Genomic DNA, 17,271 nt, shown 5'->3' with positions numbered 1-17,271 from the left:
GCAGAGCCGGTCCCACTCCCGGTCGGGGGCCGTTCAGCCCGCGATCTCCTCCTCCAGCCAGGGCGGCAGGTCCAGTCGGCGGGCCACGCCGAGTTTGCGATAGACCCTGGTCAGGTGTTGTTCGACGGTGCTGACCGTGATGAACAACCGACGCGAGATCTCCCGGTTGGTCTGACCCTGTGCGGCCAGTGCCGCGACCCGGCGCTCGGCGTCGCTCAACCCCGCGCCCGACTGTTCCTCGACGCCGGAGGGCTCCGCGACCATCGCGGGCGGCTCCGGCGCGCGCACCCGACCGGGCTCGGCGACCCGGCCGGACTCGCCGATCCGGGCCGGTTCGTGCAGCGGCGCCGGCTCCGGCGCCTCGGGTATCGCGCCGTCCCGGTCGGGTACCGCGGCCAGCCGCTCGGTCCGCACCAGGGTCCGCGGCGGTGCGGCCTGGCACATCTCGGACAACTGCCGGGCCCGCTGCGCCGCGCGCCTTGCCCGGCCGAACTCGCCCAGCTCGCGGTACGCGTCGCCCAGGTCGGCGAAGACCAAGGACAGCTCGAAGCGATCGCCACAGGCCTGGAGTTCGCGGATCGCCTCCCACAACAGCGCGGGTCGGCGCCGCAGTTCGACGACCGAGGCCTGGACGCCCAGCGCGAGTCCCCGGGTGCGGGACGGCTCGTCGGGCAATCGCTCGAACTGGTCCGCGAGCAGTTCCCGGGCCGCGTCCGGGTCGCCCAAGCGCACGTGGGCGCGGGCCGCCTCGACCCGCCACGGCACGATCCCGGGCAGGTCCATCCGCCACGCCGTCATCAGCTCGCCGCAGGACATGAAGTCGTGCAGGGCCGCGTCGGGGCGGCCGGTGGCCAGGTTGTACCGGCCGCACGCGTGCAGGTAGTGCAGTCCGGCCGGGGTGCGGAACATGGCCCCCGGGACCGGCAGTTCCAGGTAGCGCGCGGCCTGCTCGTGGTCGCCCCGGGCCACCGCCGAGGAGATCCGCGCGGCCAGCGGGACGCCCACCGCAACCCCCCAGCCCTCCGGCACGATCCGGGTCAGCGCGGTCTTGGCGCTGTCCTCGGCGCCGAGCAGGTCGCCCTGACGGACCGCGATCTCGCCGAGCACCGCGGCGAGCAGGGCATGGGCGATCGGGCTGCGCCGGGCGGCGGCCCGGTCGATCAGCGCGACGCACCACTCCTGCGCCTGCGCGGCCCGATCGGCGTAGACGAGCGCGGTCAGCGTGGAGGTGAGCGACTCCACCGTGGCGTCCTCCAGGCGCGAGCCGCGCAGGATGCGTTCGGCGCGGTCGTACACCTGGTCGCCGCCGAGCCGGCCGGCCAGTACGGCGGTCAGCAGATCCAGCCCCTCGATCCGGCCGATGGTCGCGGGCAGCGGGGACACCTCCGGTTCGGGCCCGGGTGGGCCCGCGTCCCCGGCCGGATACCAGTACTTGAGCCAGGTCCGGGCGGCGCGGGCCTCGGCGGCGGTGACCCATGCGTCCGCCTCGCCGGGCGCGCAGGACCGCCAACCGGCGTCGATCACGGCCTTGGCCTCGTCGAGTCGGCCGTACCAGGCCAGGTAGCGCACGCACACCAGCGCGTCGCGCCCGCCGAGCCGGCCGTCCCGTACGGCGGTGGCCAGCCACGGCACGTGTCGGGCCGCGGCGGCCGGGTTGACCAGCCATTCCAGGCCGATCAGGAATGCCTTGATCGACACCCGGGTGCATTCGTCCGGCGCGATGCGTTCGGCCAGCTTGAGGTAGTCCACGGCGAGCCGCAGATCGCCCTCGGCGACCACCGTCTCGGCCGCTTCGCGCAGCGTGCGCACCGCCCACGGGGCGCGGAAGTCCCCGGCGCCCGCGAGGTGTTTGGCGACCGACTCGGAGGGGGCGCCGTCGATGTGCAGCAGGGTCGCCGCCCGGCCGTGCGCGCGCTCGCGATCCGGGCGGGTCATCGTGTCCAGCACCGCCGACCGGGCCCGGTCGTCGCGGAATCTGCCGCAGGCCACCAGGCCGGCGTCGTTGAGGGTGCGCGCGGCGCGGGTGGCCGTGGCGGGTTCGAGTTCGAGCAGTTCGGCCAGGCCCTCGGTGGTCTCGGATTCGCCGAGCACGGCCAGTCCGCGTGCGACCTGCACGGTGGCCGGGTCGAGCCGGTAGAGGCAGCCGACCACGGCCCGGCAGTACGCGTCCGCGACGGTGGGCCGCAACGGGCGCCGCGCCGGGTCGGAGCGCGCCCCGGGGCCCATGTCCTCCAGTAAGGCGCGGACCAACAGCGGGTTGCCGCCGCTGAGTTCGAGCACGTCGGCGGACAGCCGGGCGGCGGCGACCGGGCCGAGGTGGTGACCGAGCAGTTCGGTGATCGGGCCCTTGCCGAGCAGTCCCAGGCGGATCCGCTGGTGGTGCGGCTGGCGTTCGACGTCCGCGGAGAACGCGGCGAAGGCGGCCGAGGGCGCGGCGGCGTGCTCGCGCTCGCCGAGCAACACCAGAACCGCCGCGCTGCGGATCCGACGGATCAGGTGGGCCAGGAATTGCAGGGACACCGGGTCGGCGTGCTGGATGTCGTCCACCACCACCACGACCGGGTTCGCGACGGCCAACGCCAGGATCACCGCGCACAGTTCGTGCACCGCACGCACCGTGGTCGCATCCAACGCGTCGGTTCCGCCGAAGGCGGCGGTGTACGCGCCGTCGTCCAGGAGCCTGCCGATCCGCTGCGCGTCCGCGTCCGCCAGGGGCGCGGACTGGACCAGTTGGCGGACCACGCCGAGCGGGAAGTCCTGTTCCATCGGGGTGCCCACGGCACGCAGGAAGAGGGCGTCGTCGTTCGCGGGCCGATCGCCGAAGGCGTGCAGGAGGGCGGTCTTGCCGACCGCCACGGGTCCGCAGACGGTGGTCACGCCGCCGACGCCCGTCGCGCAGCGGGCCCGGGCGGTATCCAATCGGCTGAGTTCCTCGGTTCGCCCCACGAAAAACACGTGCCACTCCCCCGGCGGAAATCCATGCGTTTCCGCGTGTTGAATTCGCTATTAACTCTGATTAATATTTCCCCACGCGCGTACCACCCCCGGTCCGCGGCGAGGCAGGATATCCACGCCTCGATACGACCGGGACGCACGATTTCGGGGCCCGGGGCGCCGGAGCCGCCGGGCATGCCGGCGAGCCCGAGGAGACCTCGGAAACGGAGAGGGATCGATCCGGTCCTGGTCGGATGTACGGGCGCGACGGCCATGCGCACCCGCTGACGGGCACACCCGTCACCGGGCAATACATGAGCACTCGACCCGACGAACGATCCCTACGACGACGGATTCAGCGACACAGTCCGCTGGACATGCGCGCGAGGTCCACGTCGAGGCGGGACACCAGGGCGAGTCGCGAGGCGCTCGCACCACGGGTCCCCTGCACGGCCATCTCCGAAGAAGAAGTAGAAAAGCTCTGAGTCGGTGATCCGGACTTTCGCTTCATAGCTGCACGGCAGTCTAGAAATCCGCCCGCGTCGCGTCAACACGAAGGTGTCGCGAAAGAAAGCCGACACCCGCACGCACCGTTCGCCCCATTCTGTCGCGGGCCGGGCGTACGAATGCCGCCCGGGCGGACAACTCCGGCCAACATCCCGATCCCGCGCGTACCGACAAGGGTCGGTAGGGGTTCGTTAGGGGTGCTGGGGGTCGGCGCGGCGCCACTACCTTCCTGGATGTGCCGGCGGCGGTCATCGCTTCGCCCTGCGCCTCTTCGCATCACCTCCCACTCTCGACAGGACTCGACCATGCGCGTAATCCGACCACGTCTACCCGGAATCGTCGGTGCGGCTCTGGCCGCCGCGTTGGTCCTGTCCGCCTGTTCCGCCACCACCGAGACCGGCAAGGCCGCCTCGGAGGCGGACGCGGGTCCGCCGGTCAAGGGCGGCTCCGCCACCGTGGCAATCAACACCGAGCCGACCTGCTTCGACATCCACGTCAGTCCGCAGGACATCACCGCGTCCATTCAGCGCAACGTCTTCGACTCGCTGGTCTCCCAGGACGACCAGGGCAATTTCCATCCCTGGCTCGCCACTTCGTGGGAGACCGCGCCGGACCTGACGAGCTACACGTTCAAGCTGCGCACCGACGTGAAGTTCACCGACGGCACCGCCTTCGACGCGAACGCGGTCAAGGTCAACTTCGACCGGATCGCGGCCAAGACCACCAAGTCGCAGTACGCGGCCAGTCTGCTCGGCCCCTACACCGGCGCCGAGGTGCTCGACCCGGCGACCGTCAAGGTCACCTTCGCCAAGCCGTTCGCGCCGTTCCTCCAGGCCGCGAGCACCGCCTATCTCGGCTTCTACTCGCCGCAGGCCCTGGCCGCGAGCGGCGACAAGCTGTGCGCCGGCGGCGCGCAACTGGTGGGCACCGGGCCGTTCAAGTTCGCGGCGCACACCAAGGGCCAGAGCCTGACCCTGGAGAACAACCCGGCGTACAACTGGGCGCCCGCCGGATCCAAGCACCAGGGCGCCGCCTACCTGGACAAGCTCACCTTCCGCTTCCTGACCGAGGACTCGGTCCGGGTGGGTGCGTTCGCCGGCGGTCAGGTGGACATCGCCGGGTCGATCCCGCCGGTGAACGTCAAGAGCCTGGAGGGGCGCGCGGACGTACGCATCCTGCGCCACGACTTCGCCGGCGCCGTGTACAGCCTGTTCCTGAACACCACCCGGGCGCCGTTCGACGACGAGCGGGTGCGCAGGGCGGTGCAGCGCGGGATCAACATCGGGCCGAACATCCAGTCGATCTACTTCGACCAGTATCGCCGTGCCTGGGGCCCGCTGGGATCGGCCACACCCGCCTACGACAGGTCGCTGGAGAACAGTTGGCCCTACGACCCGGCGCTCGCCGGGCGGTTGCTGGACGAGGCCGGGTGGAGCGCGCGCGACGGCGACGGCTACCGGACCCGGGAGGGCAAACGGCTGAGCGTGCAGTGGCCGAGTGCACCGGCGGCGGTGCGCGAACAGCGCGACATCCTGGCCCAGGCGGTCCAGGCGGACCTGAAGAAGATCGGCGTCGAGGTCCAACGGCCGGCGCTGGATCTGGGCGCGTTCACCACGAACGCGTACGCCGGCAAGTACGACGTGCTGGACATGAGCTGGGCCCGGTTCGAGCCGGATGTGCTGCGGCTGTACTTCAACTCGGCGAACCTGCCCAGCACCGGCGGACAGAACGCGGCCTGGCTGAGCAACCCGCAGATCGACGAGTGGACCAACGCGGCGGCGGCGACCCTGGATCGGGCCACCCGCGATCGGCTCTACGCCCAAACCCAGGCGTGGGTGGTCGAGCACGCCGCGGTGGTGCCGCTCTACTCGGCCACCGCACTGTTCGCGACCGGCAAGCAGATCAACGGGCTGCGGCTGGACCCGAATGCGTGGCCGCTGTTCCACGACGTGTGGACCGCGCGGCGATGACCGTCGCCGTGACATCGGTCGAGCCGGCCCGGCTGCCGCGCGTCCTGCGCGCGGTGGGCGGGCGGCTGGTGGCGATCGCCTCGGTGCTGCTGGGCGCCGCGACACTCGCGTTCGCCGGACTCAAGCTGCTGCCGGGCGACCCGGTGGCCACGCTGCTGGGCCCGCAGACCACCGCGTCCCCCGCCGTGCGCGCGCAGATCCGGGCCGACTACGGCTTCGACGACCCGCTGTTCAGTCAATATCTGCACTATCTGGGCGAGTTGCTGCACGGCCGCCTGGGCGAGTCCTATCAGCTCCAGCAGCCGGTGTCCGCGCTGATCGGCGAGCAGTTCGGCTCGACCTTCGAACTGGCGATGGCCGCCCTGGTGTTGGCGGTGGTGATCGCGGTGGTCTCGGCGCTTGCCACCGCTGGGCGCCGGTCGGTGCTGCGCTCGGCGCTCGGTGCCTGGGAGTTGGTCGCGGTCTCCACGCCGTCGTTCTGGCTGGGCATCGTGCTCCTGACCGTGTTCTCGTTCCGCCTGCAATGGTTCCCGGTGGCCGGGGCCGAGGGCATCGAGACGCTGGTGCTGCCCGCGGTCACCCTCGCCCTGCCGATCGCCGGCGTGCTGGCCCAGGTGTTGCGCGAGGGCCTGGAGAAGGCGCTGGCCGAGCCGTTCGTGGTCACCGCGCGGGCGCGCGGGCTGAGCCGGGGCGCGGTGCGGGTCCGGCACGCCTTCCGGCACGCGGCGATCCCGCTGCTGACCCTGTCGGGCTGGCTGACCGGGACCCTGCTGGGCGGCACGGTGCTGGTCGAGAAGGTCTTCGCCCGGCCCGGCATCGGCGCCCTGACCCTGCAGTCGGTGAACACCAAGGACATGCCGGTGGTGATGGGCGTCGTGCTGCTGGCCGCCCTGGTCTTCGTGCTCATCTCGCAACTCACCGACGTGCTCTACGCCGTCGTCGACCCACGACTGCGGAAGGGATGAGCGAATGAGCGGGACCCTGGCACCCGGGAAACGGCGAGTCCGGATCCGCCGACACGGCACCCCGCGTCCGAGCGTCGTGGTGGCGCTCTCCGTCCTGGTGTTGTTCGCGCTGATCGGGCTCGCGCCCGGCCTGTTCACCGGCACCTCACCGATCGAGACCGATCCGCTCGCCGCCCTGCGGGGTCCCGACGCCGAGCACTGGTTCGGCACCGATCAACTCGGCCGCGACGTGTTCGCCCGAGTCCTGCACGGCGCCCGCCCCTCCCTGCTGCTGGGCCTGGGCGCGACCGCGTTCGCCCTGGTCGGCGGCACCGTCTGGGGGCTGCTCTCGGCGCTCGGCGGCCGGGCCGCCGATCAGGTCTGCATGCGCCTGGCCGACATCATGTTGTCGCTGCCCGAGTTGTTGCTCGCGCTGTTCGTGGTCACCCTGCTCGGGCGCGGCACCGTGGACGTGATGGTCGCGGTGGCCGTCGCGGCGATGCCCGGCTACGCACGCCTGGTTCGCGCCGAGGCGCTCGTGGTGCGGCGTTCGGGATACGTCGAGGCGGCGGCCGGCCTGGGTCTGCGCCGACCCGTGCTGATCGTGCGGCATGTGCTGCCCAATGCGATCGGGCCGCTCCTGGTGCTGGGCACGGTCGGCTTCGGCACGTCACTGATCTATGCGTCCGGGCTCAGCTTCCTGGGCCTGGGCGCGCAACCGCCCTCGCCCGAATGGGGCGCGATGCTCTCCGAGGGTCGCGGCTTCCTGGAGACCGCGTGGTGGATCGGGGTGTTCCCCGGCGCCGCGGTCACCTGCGCGGTGATCGCGGTGAACGTGGCCGGTCGGCATGCCCGTACCCGTTTCGCCGGAGGGATTCCCCGATGACCACCACTGCCCCGACCGAGCCGCTGCTCGTCGTGGACGGACTCGACGTCGCCTTTCCCGGCCGAGAACCGGTGGTGCGCGACGTGTCGTTCACCCTCGCACGTGGCGAATGTCTGGCCGTGGTCGGCGAGTCCGGTTCCGGGAAGAGCGTCACCGCGCGCACCCTGGTCGGACTCACCGGCGGCGGGGCCCGGGTGAGCGCCCGCCGACTCGCCTTCGCGGGCACCGACCTGAGCACGCTGTCCGAATCGCGCTGGCGGGCGCTCCGGGGCCGCCGGATCGGCCTGGTCCTCCAGGACGCGCTGGTCTCGCTCGACCCGTTGCGCACGGTCGGCGCGGAGGTCGCCGAGGCGCTGCGCACCCACGCGGTGGTACCACGCGCTCGGGTCGGCGATCGTGTGCTCGAACTCCTGGACGACGTGGGCATCCCGGATCCGGCGCGCCGCGCGAGGCAGTATCCGCACCAGCTCTCCGGCGGCCTGCGCCAGCGCGCCCTGATCGCGTCCGCGCTGGCCGGCGGCCCCGAACTGCTGCTCGCGGACGAGCCGACCACCGCGCTCGACGTCACCGTGCAGGCCCAGGTGCTCACCCTGTTGGGCCGGCTCAAGGAGCGGGGCACCGCCGTGTTGCTGATCAGCCACGACCTGGCCGCGGTGGCCCGGCTGGCGGACCGGATCGCGGTGATGCATGCGGGCAGAATCGTCGAACAGGGGCCCGCCGAGCGGGTCCTGACCGAGCCGGAGCACACCTATACCCGGGCACTGCTCGCGGCGGTGCCGTCGGCCGATGCGAAGGGGACCCGACTGTCCGCACCGGTCGGCTCGACCCGGGTCGCGGTGCCCGCCGCGCCGCCGGTGGGCGCGGTGCTGCTGGAGGCGACCGGGATCGGCAAGCGCTTCCGCGGGCCGGACGGGACCGGGCACGACGCGGTCCGGGACGTGTCGTTCGCGCTGCGGTCGGGTGAAACCCTGGGCGTGGTGGGCGAGTCCGGGTCCGGCAAGACCACGGTCGCGCGGATCGTGCTGGGTTGGGAACGTCCCGACGCGGGTGTGGTGCGCTTTCGCGACGCGCCCTGGAGCGAGCTGCCCGAATCCGCGCGGCGCGCCTCGCGCGGCCGGATCCAGGCCGTACAGCAGGACCCGCTCGGCTCGTTCGACCCCCGGTATCCGGTCGCCCGCATCCTGGGCGAGGCGGTCGCCGCGGCGGGGCTGCCGGGCGGCCGGCTGCGCTCCACCCGGGCCGCGCATCGCGCCCGGGTGCTCGAACTCCTCGATCAGGTCGGCCTGTCCACGGATCTGCTGGATCGGCGGCCCCGCGACATGTCCGGCGGTCAGCGGCAACGGGTGGCCATCGCCCGGGCGTTGGCACCGTCGCCCGAGTTGATCGTGTGCGACGAGCCGGTGTCCGCGCTGGACGTGTCCATCCAGGCGCAGATCCTGGACCTGCTCGCGGACCTGCGGGCCGAGTTGGGCCTGGCGCTGCTGTTCATCTCGCACGATCTGGGGGTGATCCGGCACGTGAGCGATCGCATCCTGGTGATGAAGGACGGCCGGGTGGTGGAAAGCGGCGACGCCGAGCGGGTGTTCACCCGGCCCGAGGCGCCCTACACGCGGGAGTTGCTGGCCGCCGTACCGCGCCCGATTGCGGCGGCCGGCGTGACGGAGGCGCCCGGGGCAGCGGCGGCGCACGGTGCGGAGGCGCCGCACGCAGTGGCGGTCGAGACGGGCGCGGCGGCGGCCGGCGAGGTGGCGGACGCGGCGGGTCCGGCGAGTCCGGCAGGCCCCGGGGAGCCGGAGGCGCGCGGTGGGCGGGTGCTCAGTGGCGGGGCCGCGTCGTGACCGCGCCTACGCCCTCGCGCGGGGCGAACGCGCGCAGGAACGTGGTCACCCCGGCGGTCACCGCGCGATCGAGGGCCACGTCGTCCACCGGCCGGGTACCCAGCGCGGTGAGCGTGGGCAGGTCGCCGGAGATCAGCGCCAGGAACTGGTTCGCGGCGGTGACCGGGTCGTCGATGTCCAGGTGTCCGCCGTGCGCGAGCCGGGCCAGTCGGCCGGCCAGGGCGTCGATGATCTGTACGGTGCCACCCTCGCGGATGGTGTCGTACAGGTCCGGGAAGCGCGCCGCCTCGGCGTACACCAGCCGCTGGAGCGCCCAACCCTTCTCGCCCGCCTGACACTGCACGACGCGGTGAGCGATCGCGGTCAGCCGCGGATGCAACTCCTCGGCATCGGTGGGGAACGCCTCCAGCGCGGCCAGGATCCGGCCGCTGGACTCGATCGCGGCCTCGACCATGACGGTGCGGAAGAGGTTCTCCTTGCCGCCGAGGTGGTTGTAGATGGTCGGCTTGGACACACCGGCCTCGGCGGCGATCGCATCGATGCCGGCCAGCGTGTAGCCCTCGCGGGTGAACACCGCCTCGGCGGCGGCCAGGATCGCCCGACGCTTGTCGATCCGACCGCGCGTGGTGCCGTGGGCGGGAGGGGGCACGGGCGCGCGGGTCGTCGTCGGATCTGCCGCCGACGGTCCCGCGGGCGCTGATCCGGTTGTCGGCGATCCGGTCGTCGCCGGTTCCGCTGCCGCTCGGCCCGCCGGCGTGCTCCGTGCCGCCGTGTCGCCGGCCGCTCGCGTCGTCGACCTCTTCGTTCCCTCGACCATGTTGCGACGTTACCAGACGTGCTGTTAATTTTTACTCGCGAGTTTAGTTAACTGATCTCATCGGTAACTTGGAGGCATTCATGGCCACCGCACCTCCCGACCCCGAGACCAGGATCGACGGGCCACTCCTGCGTCTGATGCTGGTGATGCTGCTCGGCGGCGTGATGGGGATCCTGGACACCACGATCGTCAACGTCGGCATCGACACCCTCGGCGAACACTTCGACGCACCACTCGAGACCATCGAATGGGTGGCCACCGGCTATCTGTTGGCCCTGGCCGCGACCGTGCCACTGGCCGGCTGGGCCGCCGGCCGATTCGGCGGCAAGACGGTGTGGCTCACCGGCCTGACCGTCTTCCTGGCCGGCTCGGCATTGTCCGCGATCGCCTGGAACGCGGAGAGCCTGATCGCGTTCCGGGTGCTCCAGGGCGTCGGCGTCGGCGCGCTGGAGCCGACCCTGCTGACCATGCTGGCCCTGGCCGCCGGGCCCAAGCGGGCGGGCAAGATGATCGGCATCGTCGGCGCCGTGGTCACCCTGGGTCCGATCCTGGGCCCGGTCCTCGGCGGCGTTTTGCTCGAACACGCGAACTGGCGCTGGATGTTCATCATCAACCTGCCGATCGGCGTGATCGCCCTGGCGCTCGCCTACCGGCAGATCCCGGCCGATCCGCCGCGCGAGGGCGAGCCGCCGCCGCTGGACGCACGCGGCATCTCGCTGCTGTGCCCCGGCTTCGCGGCGGTCGTCTACGGCCTCTCCCAGGCCGCCGGCGACAGCGGCTTCGGCGCACCGCAGGTGATCGCGGCGCTGGTCGCGGGCGCCGCCCTGATCATCGGTTACGTGCTGCACGCACTGCGCACCGAGCACCCGCTGATCGACGTGCGGTTGTTCCGGATCCGCGGTTTCGCGGTCGGCATCGGCGCGGTGTTCCTGACCGGCATCCTGCTGTTCTCGTTGCTGTTCCTGATTCCGCTGTACTACCAGGTGGCACGCGACCGCGGCGTGATGGCGGCCGGCCTGCTGCTGGTGCCGCAGGGCGTCGGCGTGTGGATCGGTATGCCGATCGCCGGCCAACTGTTCGACAGGATCGGCGCCCGTGCGCTGATCCCGTTCGGCGGCGTGCTGGCCGCGCTCGGCATCCTGGGTTTCAGCACCGCCGACGCCGGTACGAACACGGCGATCCTGGTGGGCTATTCGCTGGTGACCGGCGCGGGCCTGGGCTTCGTCGGCGCGCCCGCGATGTCCTCCGTCTTCGGTTCGGTGGCCCCGGAGTCGGTGCCCAGCGCGACCGCGGCCGTCTACCTCGGCAACCAGATCGGCGGCACGCTCGGTATCGCCATCGCCGCACTGGTCCTGCAGAAGCGCTCCGAGAGCCGCGCCGTGGTGTCCGCGTTCCAGGGCACCTTCGGGTACCTGATCGCCATCGCGGTGGTGGTCGGCGCGGTCGGCCTGCTGGTGCGCCGCGCACCGGCCGCGCCCACGGCCGCCGAGCCGGACACGGCCTCGTTGCCGGCGGAGGGCACGCCCTTGCCGGAACCGGCCCGCCAGGAGGCCTGATCGGACTCGGGCCAGGGTCCGCGTCCGAGTCCGGCCCGCGATCGCCAGGGCGGCGCGCGGACCGGGCCTGTACACACGCGCCGTGGTGCGGAAGGGCAGGGCGCGGGGGTCGGGCGTCGGGAGGGCGCGGCGCGGGGGTCGTTCGGTCCGGTGCGGGCGCGGAGGCACGCGTCGGTGCGGCGCGGGATCGGCCGGCCGGGTCGATCCCGCTTCGACCCCCGCGCGGCCTTCGCGTCCGCCTCCGCGTCGACCGCCGCACCCGTCCCGCCCGAAAAATTCCTCGCGTGCGGAGCGTGAGGATGCGCCGGCCGCGGTGTCCCAAGGAGGCAGGATCCGGCGGGGAGCCGGGTCACCTCGGGGGGACGCCATGCGGGAGACCGTGCACGACGGCAATCAATCGGACGGTGGTAGTCCGGTTGATCTGCGCAAAGACCCTTCGGCCGCGCGGCGGGGCGACGAACCCCCGTCCCTCGACGGGCAGACGACGGCGTCTCGGATGCCGCTCGATCGCCCGACGGACCGGGAGGCGAGGGACCTCCGGAAAGCGGACCCGCCCGAGACGGACCTCCGGAAGACGGATCCGCCCAGGCCGGACCTCCGGAAGGCGGACCCCCGCAAACCCGACACCCCGATGACGAGTCGTCAAACTCCCGAGCGCGCACCGGAACCGACCGGTCTGCTCTACGACCTGATCCGCTGGCCGATCCGAATCATCGCGGTGATGGTTCTGCTGCCGACCCGATTGGCATGGGAACTGCTCAAGGTGACGGCCCGGGGCACCCGGGACCGGATCGTGTTCCCCGCCGGTCGACTCCTGGTGGGGCTGGGGCGCGCACTGAAGGTCGTGGTGTGGGACTGGTTCCTGGTCCCGATCGTGCGGACGATCCTGGCCGTCGGGCGCCGGCTCGACACGTGGTTGTGGAGGCTGGTCCTCGTCCCGCTCGCGAAGGCCGTGCGGGCCGGCGTGTTCGCGGTGGGCCGGGGGTTGCGGTGGTTGGCCGTCGACGTGTTGTGGCGCGGGCTGCGGCTGTTCGGCCGGTATACCGTCGTGCTGCCGCTGCGCTGGGTCCGGACCGCGCTGCTGCGTCCGCTCGGCGCCGGGCTGATCGCACTCGCCCGCTTCGCGGTCCGCGTCGCCGGCATGCTGGGCGCCGGGCTCGCACGCGCCCTGTACCTGCTTCTGGTGGTGCCCGCCCGGTGGGGTTGGCGGGCCGCCCGGGTGATCGGTCGCGGCTTTGCACGGGGGCTCCACCACGTACTGATCGTGCCGCTCAAGTGGTTGGGGCGCCGGGTGGTGGCCGGTGCGCGAGTCGGCCGACGTGTCCTGGTCGCGCTCGGGCGAGGCGTGGGCTTCGTGCTCCGGCACGCCGTGTCGAGGCCGGCCGCGTGGGTCTGGCGCGGACTGGTCCGCGGAGCCGACCTGATCCGACGCGGCCTGCGCCTGGGCGCCCGAATCGCCGAACGCGCGCTCTACCTCGGCCTCGTCGTACCGATCCGCTGGGCCGGCCGCGGCGCCCTGCGCGCAGTGCGGCTCGCCGGGCGCGGCCTCGCGATGATCGGGCGCGGCATCGGAATCGTGTTCGAGACGGTCGTCGCCCGACCGGTGATCTGGGCCTGGTATCGGGTCGTCCGCCTCGTTCGTGCCCTCGGTCGGGCCCTCGGCTGGGCGCTGCGTTTCCTGATCGTGCTGCCGCTGCGCTGGGCCGGCCGCAAGACCGTGATCCTGGTCCGACTGATCGGTCGAGCCCTGCGTTTCCTGATCGTGCTGCCGCTGCGCTGGGCCGGCTGCAAGACCGTGATCCTGGTCCGACTGATCGGTCGAGCCCTGCGCTTCCTCATCGTGCTGCCGCTGCGCTGGGTCGGCCGCAGGACCATCTCGGCGGGCCGGTCGCTCGGCCGGGGACTGCACTTCGCGACGGTCCGACCGGCGATCCGCGTCGGGCGCCGTACGGTGCTCCTGGGCGGCGCGACCGCTCGGGCGCTACGCGTGCTGATCCGGCGACCGCTGGTGTGGGCGAGGACGGCGGTCCTGGCACCGACCTCCCGCGCACTCGCACACGCCTGGCGCGCGACGCTCGAACCGATCCGCGCGATCTCGCGCACCGTCTGGGCCCAATCCCGCCAGGCCGGCCGCGACGTGCGCCGCGCACTGTCGTTCGGCATGAGGTCGTCCGACAAGTAGCCCTGCGGCCTGCCGGCGCAACCGGCGCGGCGCGCGGCGGCGCGACCGCACCGGGATCGCAGCTGCCCGGGAATCGCACGGCCGACCCTGGCCAACACCCATACCCGACCCGTACCAATGACCGCATTTACGCTGGAAACGCCCGCACGCCCACCCCGACCATGGGGTGTCCATTGCCTGCAACGGCTTCTGGAATGGGGCCAAATCTCGTTGAATGTCGTCGTGGATACGAATGTGGCGACGATTCGGCGTGTGACGACGGTGGCGGACGTGATCGCGGCCGGGGACCTCTTCGACGACCCGGTACGCCCGGACTGGGCGGCCCGCTTCCTGGGCGAGGCCGGGCATCACATCCTGCTCGCCTACGTGGGCGCCACCCCGGTCGGGATGGTCACCGGAGTCGAGACGACGCACCCGGACAAGGGCACCGAGATGTTCCTGTACGAACTGGCGGTCGCCGACGACCACCAACGCCACGGCATCGGCCGCGCGCTCACCGAGGCGCTGGCCGAGCTGGCCCGCAAACGCGGGTGCTACGGCATGTGGGTCCTGACCGAGCGCGACAACGAGGCCGCCGTCGCGACCTACCGCTCCGCCGCGGCCGACACCGAGTCCGACCACGTCATGTTCGCCTGGACCTTCGAGGAATGAACCCGCGCCCGAGACCGGCCCCGACGGGGCCGGTCGAACCTCCTGCGCCCAGCATTCATTCCAGACCAGGCAGTTGGAGCTGGTCCGGTTCGAGACAGGAACCCATCGGATCCGTACCTCCGGCTTCTTCTTCGGCCAATGACTCGGCATCCGTCTCGGTTGGCAGAACGTACTCCTGCACCAGTGCCGTCAAGTGCAAGGGCAGGGGCAGCGCCAGTGCATCGGGAAAGTCCGGCGCGTATCGGAGTTGATGTACAGCGAGGGCCAGGGCCTCCGCATCGTCCCCAGCGTCCTCGTGGCAACCGAGGACGGCAATTTCCACCAGCCCCGAATTCCATGCCGGTGTACCGGTGTCGATCGTCGCCTCGCCCTTACGAACTCCACGTTCCATCAGACGCGGAGCCAGCTTGTCTGCCTTCACGGCGGCAGCCTTGAACTGGAACGGCTTCTCGGTCGTACTGTAGAAAACCCGGGCACTCGTGGTCGATCCATTCTCGTCCACGGGCTCGGCCCACATCCCGGCCGGTAGACCGTTGATACCCGTCGGAGCACCGACCCCCCACCACTGCGGTGTTTCCCATCCCGCTGTGGCACGTACTCGAACCAGTCGCAGATCCGCATCAAGTCGTCCGGCCGGGGCGTGCCCGGTCTTGATCAGGTCTCGGACGACTTGGCCATCCTGCAACCAAGGCCAGTGCGACCGGCTGTTCTGAGCATGTGTCAGCAATACCGTGGGTTCCCCTCGAAGCGAGCGGATCATGTGCTGGAGAAAACGTGCCGTCTCCTTGCGTTGTTCGTCCCGGCTCCGCTGCCGATCCCAATATGTCACCCGTGGCGTGGCGGACCCGGCCGTTGTCTCCGGCCCATCCGGCGATTCACCGGCATCGATTTCCGGTTCATCGCAGGGAAGTTCAGCGAGCTGCACCAATCTCAGCAACAACTCGGGGTACGGAATCCAGCATTTCGCGTCCTTGTCCCAGCCCTGAACCGTGGCTCGCCCGGCCGCATCCTTGTCCGGTGTCACCAACACGGCCACCGGCATATGCAGAGCAACTCGGGTCGGACCGTCCGCACGCCGCTTGACCATCCAGACCGCGGCATACCGCAAGCCCTCGGGCAGCTGGCCACCGAGCGAATGCTCGGGGTGGACTCGGAGCCCCAACTGGCGTAGCCCATCGGCCCATCCCTGGAATGCGCGGTGCTCTGCCGTCTTCTCGGAGTCGTAGCCTTTGACTTTCTTGGGTACCGACACGAATTGGGTCAGCACGCCCGCATCCGCACAACCGAGACGCAGAGCGTACTTCGGATCGTGCGCTCCCGAACTGAAGTCCGCACGTCGATCGAGTTCGACCAAGGCCAGGGATGGGCTCCTCGGAGAAGCGCCGTCCGCCAGCAAAAATGAAGACGCCCGCCCACGCCGTTCATCGATGGCTTGAGCAAGTGCGCGACGGCGCGGACGCATCAACGGGTCAATGCCCAGATCATCGGCGAGCCCCCCGGACAACCGCAGGCTACGCAACCGCACTGTGAGGTCCGGCATACTCCACTCCCGGACATCCACCTCGCCCACACTTTCGACGACGCCGCCACCCTTCAGAGCCAGCAGCCGCTCGAAGGCCAGGACCGCTTCATCGCGCATCCGTTCGGTCTGCCACAACAAGCGAATTTCAACGATCGGGATCTCGGTATCCGTGGCGTCGTCCGAAACCGAGGCCGCCCAAGCCGTCCTTCGTTCCTCGGCCGACCGAATCTCCTCAGCCGGCTTCTCCCCCACTGCGGGCTTGGGACGAGGATTGAGCGGCAGCCCGGAAGACCGGCCACTGCGCGACAACTCTGGTGTAGGACGCAACCCCAGGGGCAACGCCTGCTCAAGCCATTCGACGAGCTGCGAACGCTGATGGGACATCAGTCCCGCACCAACCGCATGTGCCCCCATCCGCGTGCTGTATACGATCGCCGCTCGTACCCCGGGCCCGTCACCGATCCATTGCTCAGGAGAGCTCAACAGATCGGCCGGTTCTGGAAACCGCCCGCTCAGGGTAAGAGCCTGCAACAATCCGGCGGGGTCACCTCCTCGCCATGAGTGCTGACGGCGCTTCCGATCCCAGGCGACTCGCGCAATCGCGTACCGGTGACTGGTCGGAGCTCCCGGCAACCACGGAATGGTCGGGCGCAGGTAGACGGATGTCTTCACGCCGTGCGGCAGGTGCAGGAGACCATCGGTGCCGGTCCGCGTGGCCCAACGGCGAATCGAGGAGTGCACGTGCACGCGCGGAGTTGCCGAAAACGGCACAGTATGCAGCGTGAATGCCAGAACGATCGAAAACCACCAGGTGCGCCGCTTTGCCTCGTACGGCAGCGGCTGTGACATCAATTCCGCCCCCTTCTGGTGCGGCCCACGCGGAACGGCGCGAAACGTCAACGTGCCGGCACCCGTGTCGAACGGTGGCAGCGCGGCCACCCGGCGAGCCAGGTAGTCGGGGGTCAACTGGAATTGCCGGTGTTCCGGATTCGCCGTCCCGCCATGAGTAGTCGGGCAATCCAGGAGGTCCACCTCGATGGTGCTCCATGAGGGCGGCTCGGCAGCGAAGGAGCGCAGGATCTCACCGACGCGCGAGGCATGCTCCGGCTCGGGTCGCAGCCCCTTGACCCAGACGTTCAACAGACCCTCAAGCGCTGCGTCGGGGAGTGGATGGGGAAGGTCAACCGGGCTGTACAGCCAGGGATCGGCGCCGCCCCGCTGCGGCTCGACCACGCGCGGTCGAACGATCAAATCCGGCGCGAGAGTCTGGAGCACACCATCCAGGTGATAGGTCGGAACGGCGCGCAAAGGCTCCGCAGCCGCACCGCGCCCGAGATTGCACAGATCGAGCAGGGTGGCACGCCACTGCTCCGGGAAGCCGAGGACGTTGTAGGAAGCCTTCAGCGGCGACTCCCCATCGGAGAGATAGGCGGCACGGCGGATGCGGTCATACGTAAATCCCAT

At 71.0% G+C, this 17,271-nt stretch carries 10 protein-coding genes; 7 read left to right on the top strand and 3 right to left on the bottom strand.

The features are described 5' to 3' along the window. Positions 1-33: 33 nt before the first annotated feature. Complete coding sequence (locus tag ACIBM5_RS11670; protein WP_396006661.1) at positions 34-2,955, bottom strand: AAA family ATPase; 2,922 nt, start codon at positions 2,953-2,955, stop codon at positions 34-36. Between the two features lie 791 nt (positions 2,956-3,746). On the opposite strand from ACIBM5_RS11670, the gene ACIBM5_RS11665 reads away from it, so the two are divergent. The 4 genes from ACIBM5_RS11665 to ACIBM5_RS11650 are packed head-to-tail and all read left to right on the top strand — an operon-like array spanning position 3,747 to position 9,079. Continuing rightward, positions 3,747-5,411: an ABC transporter substrate-binding protein gene (locus tag ACIBM5_RS11665; RefSeq protein ID WP_396006660.1), complete on the top strand. Its 1,665-nt coding sequence runs from the start codon at positions 3,747-3,749 to the stop codon at positions 5,409-5,411. After that, complete coding sequence (locus ACIBM5_RS11660) at positions 5,408-6,376, top strand: ABC transporter permease (protein ID WP_396006659.1); 969 nt, start codon at positions 5,408-5,410, stop codon at positions 6,374-6,376. The genes ACIBM5_RS11665 and ACIBM5_RS11660 overlap by 4 nt, the downstream gene beginning before the upstream one ends. A 4-nt stretch (positions 6,377-6,380) precedes the next feature. Further along, positions 6,381-7,241 (top strand): ABC transporter permease, encoded by an 861-nt coding sequence (locus ACIBM5_RS11655; protein ID WP_396006658.1) that lies wholly within the window; start codon positions 6,381-6,383, stop codon positions 7,239-7,241. Continuing rightward, positions 7,238-9,079: a dipeptide ABC transporter ATP-binding protein gene (locus tag ACIBM5_RS11650; RefSeq protein ID WP_396006657.1), complete on the top strand. Its 1,842-nt coding sequence runs from the start codon at positions 7,238-7,240 to the stop codon at positions 9,077-9,079. Before ACIBM5_RS11655 ends, ACIBM5_RS11650 begins: the two co-directional genes overlap by 4 nt. Here the strand turns inward: ACIBM5_RS11650 and ACIBM5_RS11645 are convergent. Further along, complete coding sequence (locus ACIBM5_RS11645) at positions 9,057-9,728, bottom strand: TetR/AcrR family transcriptional regulator (protein WP_396006656.1); 672 nt, start codon at positions 9,726-9,728, stop codon at positions 9,057-9,059. The genes ACIBM5_RS11650 and ACIBM5_RS11645 overlap by 23 nt on opposite strands. 248 nt (positions 9,729-9,976) lie before the next feature. Between ACIBM5_RS11645 and ACIBM5_RS11640 the strand changes: the two genes are divergently transcribed. From ACIBM5_RS11640 to ACIBM5_RS11630, 3 genes are all read left to right on the top strand, one after another. Beyond that, positions 9,977-11,452 carry a DHA2 family efflux MFS transporter permease subunit gene (locus tag ACIBM5_RS11640; protein ID WP_396006655.1) on the top strand — a complete coding sequence of 492 codons (1,476 nt, stop codon included), beginning with the start codon at positions 9,977-9,979 and terminating at the stop codon, positions 11,450-11,452. A 631-nt stretch (positions 11,453-12,083) separates the two neighbouring features. Beyond that, entirely contained in the window at positions 12,084-13,634 is a 1,551-nt protein-coding gene (locus tag ACIBM5_RS11635; RefSeq protein ID WP_396006654.1) for a hypothetical protein, read from the top strand. 252 nt (positions 13,635-13,886) lie between these two features. Further along, on the top strand, positions 13,887-14,285 hold the full coding sequence (locus ACIBM5_RS11630; RefSeq protein ID WP_396006653.1) for a GNAT family N-acetyltransferase: 399 nt from the start codon (positions 13,887-13,889) through the stop codon (positions 14,283-14,285). 55 nt (positions 14,286-14,340) lie between these two features. Here ACIBM5_RS11630 and ACIBM5_RS11625 read toward each other — a convergent pair whose 3' ends face one another. Beyond that, entirely contained in the window at positions 14,341-17,271 is a 2,931-nt protein-coding gene (locus ACIBM5_RS11625) for a pPIWI_RE module domain-containing protein (protein ID WP_396006652.1), read from the bottom strand.

Source organism: Embleya sp. NPDC050493 (assembly GCF_044458105.1).
GTDB lineage: Bacteria > Actinomycetota > Actinomycetes > Streptomycetales > Streptomycetaceae > Embleya.
The sequence above is the reverse complement of the archived record's forward strand: the minus strand, read 5'-3'. Positions and strand labels throughout refer to the sequence as shown.

Bases quoted from the DNA above. Each gene is read 5' to 3' on its own strand.
- ACIBM5_RS11660 (WP_396006659.1), top strand. From the start codon at position 5,408: ATGACCGTCGCCGTGACATCGGTCGAGCCGGCCCGGCTGCCGCGCGTC.
- ACIBM5_RS11650 (WP_396006657.1), top strand. From the start codon at position 7,238: ATGACCACCACTGCCCCGACCGAGCCGCTGCTCGTCGTGGACGGACTC.
- ACIBM5_RS11665 (WP_396006660.1), top strand. From the start codon at position 3,747: ATGCGCGTAATCCGACCACGTCTACCCGGAATCGTCGGTGCGGCTCTG.
- ACIBM5_RS11640 (WP_396006655.1), top strand. From the start codon at position 9,977: ATGGCCACCGCACCTCCCGACCCCGAGACCAGGATCGACGGGCCACTC.
- ACIBM5_RS11625 (WP_396006652.1), bottom strand. From the start codon at position 17,271: ATGGGATTTACGTATGACCGCATCCGCCGTGCCGCCTATCTCTCCGAT.
- ACIBM5_RS11635 (WP_396006654.1), top strand. From the start codon at position 12,084: ATGACGAGTCGTCAAACTCCCGAGCGCGCACCGGAACCGACCGGTCTG.
- ACIBM5_RS11655 (WP_396006658.1), top strand. From the start codon at position 6,381: ATGAGCGGGACCCTGGCACCCGGGAAACGGCGAGTCCGGATCCGCCGA.